Source organism: Collinsella sp. CLA-JM-H32, from assembly GCF_040098165.1.
Taxonomy (GTDB): domain Bacteria; phylum Actinomycetota; class Coriobacteriia; order Coriobacteriales; family Coriobacteriaceae; genus Collinsella.
The window spans coordinates 59,956-68,775 of the sequence record NZ_JBBNMZ010000013.1; the positions used below are offsets into that span (position 1 = coordinate 59,956).

The 8,820-nt window shown below is 57.6% G+C and carries 7 protein-coding genes; 3 read left to right on the plus strand and 4 right to left on the minus strand.

The window, feature by feature from the left end:
- Positions 1–370: 370 nt before the first annotated feature.
- Entirely contained in the window at positions 371–1,750 is a 1,380-nt protein-coding gene (locus AAA021_RS08475) for an aldehyde dehydrogenase (RefSeq protein ID WP_349088866.1), read from the minus strand.
- A gap of 8 nt (positions 1,751–1,758) precedes the next feature.
- A complete protein-coding gene (locus AAA021_RS08480) occupies positions 1,759–2,979 on the minus strand; it encodes an iron-containing alcohol dehydrogenase (RefSeq protein ID WP_349088868.1) in 1,221 nt (406 codons plus the stop codon).
- 253 nt (positions 2,980–3,232) lie between these two features.
- On the opposite strand from AAA021_RS08480, the gene AAA021_RS08485 reads away from it, so the two are divergent.
- Positions 3,233–3,796 carry a ferritin family protein gene (locus AAA021_RS08485; protein WP_070097113.1) on the plus strand — a complete coding sequence of 188 codons (564 nt, stop codon included), beginning with the start codon at positions 3,233–3,235 and terminating at the stop codon, positions 3,794–3,796.
- Positions 3,797–4,037: 241 nt separating this feature from the next.
- Here the strand turns inward: AAA021_RS08485 and AAA021_RS08490 are convergent, their stop codons facing one another.
- Together AAA021_RS08490 and AAA021_RS08495 are read right to left on the minus strand one after the other, a co-directional pair.
- A complete protein-coding gene (locus AAA021_RS08490; RefSeq protein WP_349088870.1) occupies positions 4,038–4,919 on the minus strand; it encodes a hypothetical protein in 882 nt (293 codons plus the stop codon).
- 538 nt (positions 4,920–5,457) lie between these two features.
- Positions 5,458–6,897 (minus strand): PLP-dependent aminotransferase family protein, encoded by a 1,440-nt coding sequence (locus AAA021_RS08495; RefSeq protein ID WP_349088872.1) that lies wholly within the window; start codon positions 6,895–6,897, stop codon positions 5,458–5,460.
- A 145-nt stretch (positions 6,898–7,042) separates the two neighbouring features.
- Between AAA021_RS08495 and pdxS the strand changes: the two genes are divergently transcribed.
- Together pdxS and pdxT are read left to right on the plus strand one after the other, a co-directional pair.
- On the plus strand, positions 7,043–7,933 hold the full coding sequence (gene pdxS / locus AAA021_RS08500) for a pyridoxal 5'-phosphate synthase lyase subunit PdxS (protein ID WP_349088873.1): 891 nt from the start codon (positions 7,043–7,045) through the stop codon (positions 7,931–7,933).
- Between the two features lie 20 nt (positions 7,934–7,953).
- On the plus strand, positions 7,954–8,541 hold the full coding sequence (gene pdxT / locus AAA021_RS08505) for a pyridoxal 5'-phosphate synthase glutaminase subunit PdxT (protein WP_349088875.1): 588 nt from the start codon (positions 7,954–7,956) through the stop codon (positions 8,539–8,541).
- Positions 8,542–8,820: the final 279 nt, after the last annotated feature.

Genomic DNA, 8,820 nt, shown 5'->3' on the forward strand with positions numbered 1-8,820 from the left:
GGTCCCGTGCGGACACAAATACATCCTGTCTGCGTCCTTCAATCGTTTGCCTCAACGCTTGCGCGACAGAACGCTTGCAGATAAGATAGGAACACGGATGGCACCCGTTGCCGCGGGTCTTGCCAACTCCGATACACGTTTTCATCGTTAGAAGTGGCCGTCTTCGCTTACGCGGGGGCGGCTATTTCATTCGGCCGATAAACAGACCGAGTTCGATAGCCGCAATCAACAACGCCAATAACGAAATAACATCGCTTACGTTCATACCAAATCCCTTCTAAAGGGAGTTGGCCCATCCGTGCTCCATAACAGTAGTCTAACGCAAAATGCAGGTAATAGGAACACTTGTTCGTATTACCTGCGCCCTTTTCTAATGAACAAACATGCGCACGAACTTGTGCTTCCAGCTTGCGTAAGGAGCGTAGCGGAATGGCACGTCCAGCCAAGTTGCCTTGTTCACGATACTCTTCTTGTGGCTAAACGTATCGAAGCTCTCGCGTCCATGGTACTGCCCCATACCGCTCGCGCCCATGCCGCCAAAGCCCATATGGCTCGTAGCCAAGTGCATGATCGTGTCGTTGACACAGCCACCGCCAAAGGGCACGTAACGCACGAAGCGCTGCTGAACTGCGCGATCCTGACTAAAGATATACAGGGCCAGCGGCGTCGGACGATCCGCGATAAACGCTTCGGCCTCGTCTAGGCTCTCAAACGTCAGCACCGGCAAGATGGGACCGAAGATCTCCTCCTGCATCACGGCGTCATCGGGGGTCACGCCGTCCAAAATTGCCGGCTCGATCTTCAGCGAAGTCTCCCGCGCGGTGCCTCCAAGCACGACCTTATCGGGATCGATCAGCCCGCGCACGCGCGCAAAATGCTTGGCGTTGACGATATGCCCGTAATCCTCGTTATCGAGCGGATGCTCGCCAAACATACGGCGGACCTCTTCCTTGATGAGGCCCAGCAGCTCGTCGTGCACGCGCGTATCGACCAGCAGGTAGTCGGGCGCCACGCAGGTCTGCCCCACGTTGAGCCATTTGCCAAAGGCGATACGCCGTGCCGCGACCTTCAAATTTGCCGTCGCATCCACGATGCAGGGGCTCTTGCCGCCCAGCTCAAGCGTCACGGGCGTGAGGTTTTTGCTCGCGCGCTCCATAACGAGCTTGCCGACCGAAACGCTACCGGTAAAGAAGATCTTGTCCCAGCACTCATCGAGCAGCGCTTCGTTTTCGGCGCGCCCGCCCTCGACAACCGTCACCAGGCACGGATCAAATGCCTCTTCACAGATTTGCTTGAGCACCGCGCTCGATGCCGGAGCATAGGCACTCGGCTTGATGACCACGGTATTGCCCGCGGCAAGGGCGCCGGCGAGCGGCTCGAGTGTTAGCAAAAACGGGTAGTTCCACGGAGCCATGATGAGTGTGACGCCATAGGGCACGGCTTGCGTTTTGCACACGCTCACTGCGTTAGCGAGATCGCACGGACGCAGGCGCGGACGACTCCACCGAGCCACGTGAGCGATCTGATGTCGAATCTCGGAAAGCGACGTACCGATCTCGCACATATAGGCCTCGTCATGCGACTTCCCCAAATCGGTCTTGAGCGCATGGGCGATATCGGCCTCGTGGGCCCGCACCGCATCGCGTAAACTCACGAGCGCGCGACGTCGAGCATCGACATCAAACGTGGCGTGCGTCTTAAAGTAGGCGCGCTGATCGCCGACGATGCGCGCAATTTCCTCGGTGTTCATGGACCCTCCTAATTCTCGTCCTCAAACATACCACCTGCAACGACTTCGTACATATGCTCGAGCTCCAAGCGGTCCATTAGAAGCGGAACGGGGTATAGCGGATTGGCCTCGGCATCGGCATGCGCCACCATCTCGGGAATGTCAGAGCGGCGAATGCCCGAGACATATTTGGGGATTCCCAGGGCCTCGTTCATGCGGTCGACCCAATCGATAAAGGCCTCGGCCGCAAGACTATCCTGCGCGGTAGCCGGCGCAATGCCCGCCATGCGAGCAAGATCGGCAAGCTTGGGGGCGGCGGCGTCACCATAAGCGCGAAGCATGTGCGGCAGGATGATCGCGTTGGCCAAACCGTGCGGAATTCCGTATCGGCCGCCCAGACTGTGCGCGATGGCATGCACATATCCGACATAGGAGCGGGTAAACGCAACGCCCGCCTTATACGCCGCCGAAAGCATATTGCGACGAGCGCACATGTCGTCACCATGCTCATAGGCCTCGAGCAAATTGTCGTGGATAAGCTGCACCGCCTGTCGCGCCATCTTGCGCGTATAGGGCGTGGTGCTTCGCCCGATAAAGGCCTCAACGGCATGCGTCAGGGCGTCCATGCCCGTCTGCCCCGTAATGGAAGCGGGCAAGCCGCACGTAAACTCGGGGTCGTGGACTGCAAAACGCGGGATGAGCACAAAGTCGTTAATGGGGTATTTGTAGTGCGTCTCGTCATCGGTAATTACCGCCGCAAGCGTGACTCCGCTTCCCGTACCGGCGGTAGTGGGAACGGCGATGAGCAGCGGCAGGCGACGATGAATCCGCAGCAGGCCGCGCATCTTGTTGATGGGCTTGTTTGGCTGCGCAATGCGTGCGCCCACGCCCTTGGCACAGTCCATGGCCGAGCCACCGCCAAAGCCGATAATGGCCTGGCAGGTGCTCTCTCGATACAGGGACGCCGCTTCTTCCACGTTTGAAACCGTGGGGTTTGCACGCGTTTCGGCATAGACCGTAACGCCAATCCCCCTGGATGCGAGCGCCGTCTCGAGCGGTGCCGTGAGCCCCAGACGGGCAATGCCGGGATCCGTCACGATAAGGACCTTCTGGATCGAGCGCTTTTGAAGCACCGCGGGCACATCCTCGGCATGCTCTAAAATGCGCGGCTCGGTATAGGGCAGGATCGGCAATGCAATGCGAAAAACCGTCTGATATGTTCGGCACCAGGCACGACGGGCTAGATGCATAAAGGAAACTCCTTCATTTGTTGATAGGTCAACATTTGCTCGCCCGATTGTACTCAGCGGCGGTCAAAGACGGCCTGCCAATCGTTAATCAATCAACATCTTCATATCTCAAAATTGTTTTATTAAAAATCATTCCTAATAGGCTTCACATTTGGTTGCATTTATGGATAATAGAACTCGTCAAGACGCACGTCCGGAGAGGGCCCTTACGGGACCGGACGAGCGCGCAATCGCCATCGATCGAAAGGATCGAATCATGAAGTTTGTTTGCCCCGTTTGCGGTTATGTGGAAGAGTTCGACGGCGACCAGCTGCCCGAGGATTTTAAGTGCCCCCAGTGCGGCGTTCCCGGTTCTCGTTTCCTGAAGCAGGAGGAGGGCCAGCTCGAGTGGGCCGCCGAGCACGTCGTGGGCGTCGCCAAGATGGAGGGTGTCTCTGAGGACATCGTTGCCGACCTGCGCGCCAACTTTGAGGGCGAGTGCTCCGAGGTCGGTATGTACCTGGCCATGGCTCGCGTCGCTCATCGCGAGGGCTATCCCGAGATCGGCCTGTACTGGGAGAAGGCTGCCCACGAGGAGGCCGAGCACGCCGCCAAGTTCGCTGAGCTCCTGGGCGAGGTCGTGACCGACTCCACCAAGAAGAACCTCGAGATGCGCGTTGAGGCCGAGAACGGCGCCACCGCCGGCAAGACCGATCTTGCTAAGCGCGCCAAGGCCGCTGGCCTCGATGCCATCCACGACACCGTGCACGAGATGGCTCGCGACGAGGCTCGCCACGGCAAGGCTTTCGCCGGCCTGCTCAAGCGCTACTTCGGCTAAGCCAGCAACCTGAGACATAACCTCTAGCTCGATGAGGCCCGGACCGCATGGTTCGGGCCTTTTTCGTGCCTCACAAACTTGTTAACTACCTGAAATAGGACCGCCTTCGGCATCGGCTTCTCGTCAAAAACTAAGTGAGTAGACTTTTTGGAACTTGCCGAGCAGACCATCCATATCACTTTATAAAGCCGCAGGTAAATGCCTTGTTGCAAAACGACCTAGTCGCCAAAGTGCCAAAAGTCTACTCACTTAGATTCGCAGCCGTCCACGATCGAGCCATTTTGTGTCTAACGGGCATCTTTCCGTCGATTACTCCCAATTTTGTCCAGTCAATGAATAGTTCAGACCGGAGTAATATCTCAGCCCTTTGCTCATCTGAGCTTTTATCACGATATTCAGCATCGAGCATCCTGCATATGGCCTTAACGATCGCGCGGAATCTATCCTCATCGGATATCTGTCTGTGTGTCAGGAGAAGTACATCGTAGCCCATGGCCTGAAGGGCCGTCATGCGGTCAGCGTCACGCAAGCCATCCCCTGCGCGTCCGTGCGAGGCCTTTCCCTGACATTCAATGGCCACCTGTCGCCTGCCGTCCGGCGAAGAAAGAAGTAGGTCGATATATACACGGGACTTTCCCACAATCGCTCGAGCACTTGTGTTTAGCATCACTTCAACATTAAGCTCTATGCCGCAAAAACCTTCGCCTCCCAGGGCTCGCGGCAGTCCAAGCAACAAATACGCCTCGACCTCAAAAGGCGACGCGGCACCCAATGGAACGAGTTGCGACACCGTCCTAAATCTATTGCCGTAACGTATCCCGCAAACATCTGAACAAAAACGGTCAAGGTCTCCGCCCAAAACCAAAGCGTCTCGACGCCATAAATTTGAGGCGGTACCGTCCTCGGACGGGCAGCGCGCCCAACCGTACGTTGTCGAAATCGCGCCCGAATCAATTGCACGCGTAAGCTCCGCCTCAAGTGCCGCCGGCAGAGCGCACACCGCAAACAAGCCACACATCTCCGCCAATACAAAAAGAAGCTGGAGATCCGTCAGATGTCGAGACATGATAAATGCCGTCAGTAGAGGAGACGTGACCAAAAACCTATGCTCCGTCTCCAGCACGGATTCCCTGGGAAGCTCGCCAAGAAACAGCCGCTGCCTAATGCTGGCAGGGCAAGTCCGCTTGTTTCTCGTCCGAACCAATGTATACAACGGAAAGCCGAGCGCAACCGCAGCCGTCGGGTTACGGGTGAGGTCATATCGCTGCCGGTCTTCTTCCGGTCGTGGAAGCGGCGGACACAAAGCGAGGACTTGAGGGGGCAAACGCCAGTACCTAAAAGCCGATATGTCACAAACTAGATCCTTCATAGGCACAGGAGAACACGAATTTCAACCCAGTCAGTCACGTATTGGCGCGAACGCACCAAAAATGGCGCCGAGCGGACTGCTAAGTTTTCAACAGCCCTCCCCAACTGGCCAAAAGCTTGCCGAGAGCTGGACGAAGCTCTGTTGAAAACCCCATTTTTTTCTCATGCAGAAGCTTTGCGCGACAAGTGAGTAGACTTTTTTGAACATCCCGAGCAGCCCGGTCATCCTGCTTTTCAAAACCGAAGGTAGATAGCTTGTTACAAAACTGCCTGGTCGCCAAAGTGCTAAAAGTCTACTCACTTAGGTTGCAGAGTGCCCCCATTAGCTGCAATTCCAAGGTAGTTAGTACTTTTGGACTCAGATCGTCATACTGAACAAGAATTTGAGTTGAGTTTTCAGGGACAGATGCGCCATCGGCACACCAAAAACAGTCACCGATATCGATAAAAGGTATGCTCGAGCGCGTGAGGGCCCATGCAAAAGTGCTTCCGCCCGTTCCACGCTCCGCAACCACGATACAGTAAAGGCCCGCGTCTGCATGCTCGATCGAGAGCTCTCCTGCCGGAAATACCTTCCGCACAAGCGCCATCAGGCCATCACGCGCCTCGCGAGCACGAACGCGCACGCGGTTCACATGTCGCTCGTAATCACCCGATTCCAGCAAACGCGCCAAAGCGACCTGGTCAACAGAGCTCACCGACGAGGCATAGAAACCAAGGTTGCGCCTAAACCGCTCCATTAATTCATCGGGCAACACCATGTACGCCAAACGCAACGCCGATGACAGGCTCTTCGAAAACGTGTTGGTGTAGATGACCGATTGAGCGGCATCGATCGAAGCAAGCGCGGGAATCGGCTTGCCGGCCAGACGAAACTCGCAATCAAAGTCATCTTCGATGAGATATCGACCCGGCCGTTCAGCAGCCCAGCTCAGCAGCGCATATCGGCGCGCGATGCTCGTCACCAGGCCGGTTGGATATTGGTGAGACGGCATCAGGTGAAGGACATCGGTCCCGCTTTTCTGCAGAGTGCTCAAGTCCACGCCGTCGTCATCCAACGGGATATGTCGTACTTGGCAGCCCATAGCCTGATAGATGCGCGTCAGGCGCAAATAGCCCGGATCCTCAACCGCATACACCTTGTCCACGCCAAGCAACTGAACCAACATGGTATCGAGCAGCTGAGCGCCCGCACCGATAACGATGTTATTGGGGTCGACATTCATACCCCTTGTCCCGCGCAGATGGTGAGCAATTGCGCGTCGCAGCCGGGCGGTGCCCTGTGCCGGTGCGGGCGAAAAGATCTCGCGCTCGTCTTCGGATGCCAGCGTCGCCCGTAGCGCGCTTTGCCAAAGCCGCGCCGCCTCCAAAGCGGAAGGAGAAAGTGCGTCGAATTGCTCGACCCGCCCGCGGACATCATGCGCGCTGGGGTCCACAGAGACGGCATCTCGGTCGATGCCCTCCGAAGCCAAAGACAAAACCGGTGCATCCGGAAGCTTGCAAGCGTAGTAGCCACGCCGCGGCTTTGAGCAAATATAGCCCTCGGCAAGTAGCTGGCTATATGCATTCTCGATAGTAATGACACTGATTCCCAGATGACTGGCAAAGGCGCGCTTAGACGGCAGATGCTCCCCCGCCGCAATACGGCCAGCAACAATATCATCTCGAATTTGCTGGTAAACATACTCATAGAGCGATGCTTCGCCGCGTTTTTCCAAATTGTAGTCAAGCATGAGTTTATCACCTGACCTTATTAAGCCATTCAATCTGGTATTAGTCTGACCTTGTTATTATCTCGAAAACTGAGTATTTTGCCATACCCAGCTCCCCGATAGGATGTTCCGTCAAGCAATGCACATGCCAACCAAGGGAGCAACCATGGCAGAACAGACCAGCAAGGCAGATCGCGTCAAACTCAATCGCGAGCTCGCGCAGATGCTCAAGGGCGGCGTCATCATGGACGTCACCACGCCCGAGCAGGCACGCATCGCCGAGGAGGCAGGCGCCTGCGCCGTCATGGCTCTCGAGCGCATCCCGGCCGACATCCGTGCCGCAGGCGGCGTCTCGCGCATGAGCGACCCCAAGATGATCAAGGGCATCCAAGAGGCCGTCTCCATCCCTGTTATGGCCAAGTGCCGCATCGGTCACATCGTCGAGGCGCAGGTCCTGCAGGCCATCGAGATCGACTACATCGACGAGTCCGAGGTTCTCTCCCCTGCCGATGACGTCTATCACATCGACAAGACCCAGTTTGACGTGCCATTTGTCTGCGGCGCCCGCGATCTGGGCGAGGCGCTGCGCCGTGTTGCCGAGGGCGCCACTATGATTCGCACCAAGGGTGAGCCGGGTACGGGCGACGTCGTCCAGGCCGTGCGTCACATGCGCAAAATCCAAAAGCAGATCCGCGACGTTGTTGCCCTGCGCGACGACGAGCTCTTTGAGGCAGCCAAGCAACTGCAGGTTCCGGTCGAGCTGGTGCGCGAGGTCCATACCACGGGAAAGCTTCCCGTCGTGAACTTTGCCGCCGGCGGCGTAGCGACCCCCGCCGACGCCGCGCTGATGATGCAGCTGGGCGCCGAAGGCGTCTTTGTCGGCTCGGGCATCTTTAAGAGCGGCGACCCCGCCAAGCGCGCAGCCGCCATCGTCAAGGCCGTGGCAAACTTCACCGATGCCAAGCTCATCGCCGAGCTTTCTGAGGACCTGGGCGAGGCCATGGTCGGCATCAACGCCGACGAGATCGAGATCATCATGGAGGAGCGCGGGCGCTAGTCCAGCAGAAAGGATCGCACATGAGCGATTACGCAGACCAGACAGTCGCCGTGCTGGCGGTCCAAGGTGCTTTTGCCAAGCACGAGGCAAGGCTATCCGAGCTGGGCGCACACTGTATTGAGCTGAGGCAGGCGGCTGATTTGAAGCAGGACTTTGACCGTCTGGTACTTCCCGGCGGCGAGTCCACCGTTCAAGGGAAGCTGCTTGCCGAGCTCGGCATGCTCGAGGAGCTTCGTGCCCGTATCGCTGAAGGCATGCCCGTCCTGGGCACCTGCGCCGGCTTGATTCTGCTGGCGCGCGACCTTGCCGCCCACGACGATAAGGGGACGCCGCGCCTGGCAACCATGGATGTGCTCGTCGAGCGCAATGCCTACGGCAGGCAGCTCGGCAGCTTTCGAACCAAGGGGCAGGTAGCCGGCATCGACGGTGAAGTGCCGCTGACGTTTATCCGAGCGCCCCGCATCGTTGAGGTGCACGGCGATGCCGAGGCCCTGGCCGAAGTCGATGGCCGCATCGTCGCCGCCCGCCAAGACAACCAGCTCGGCGTAACCTTCCACCCCGAACTCGACGAAGACACCCGCCTCCACGAACTGTTCCTACAAATGTAGGCATCGAAATCAACAAACGAAATGAGAGTGGATAATCTCCCACTTTAAGCTTGGATGCAGGCTCAAACCGGGAGATTATCCACTCTCATGCTATGTAGTCATTTAAGAACGTCCCCAATGACTACTTCGACAACACCGATGTTTTGGTACCGACAGACACTATGACCCAATCCGAGGGCACTAAAAAGATAGGAGCCCCCGCTCGTGACCGCGGGTCGGGGCTGCGACAATGATGTTGAAGTGCCATGGGCGCAGCCGCGCCGCAACGAGGTTGGGAGG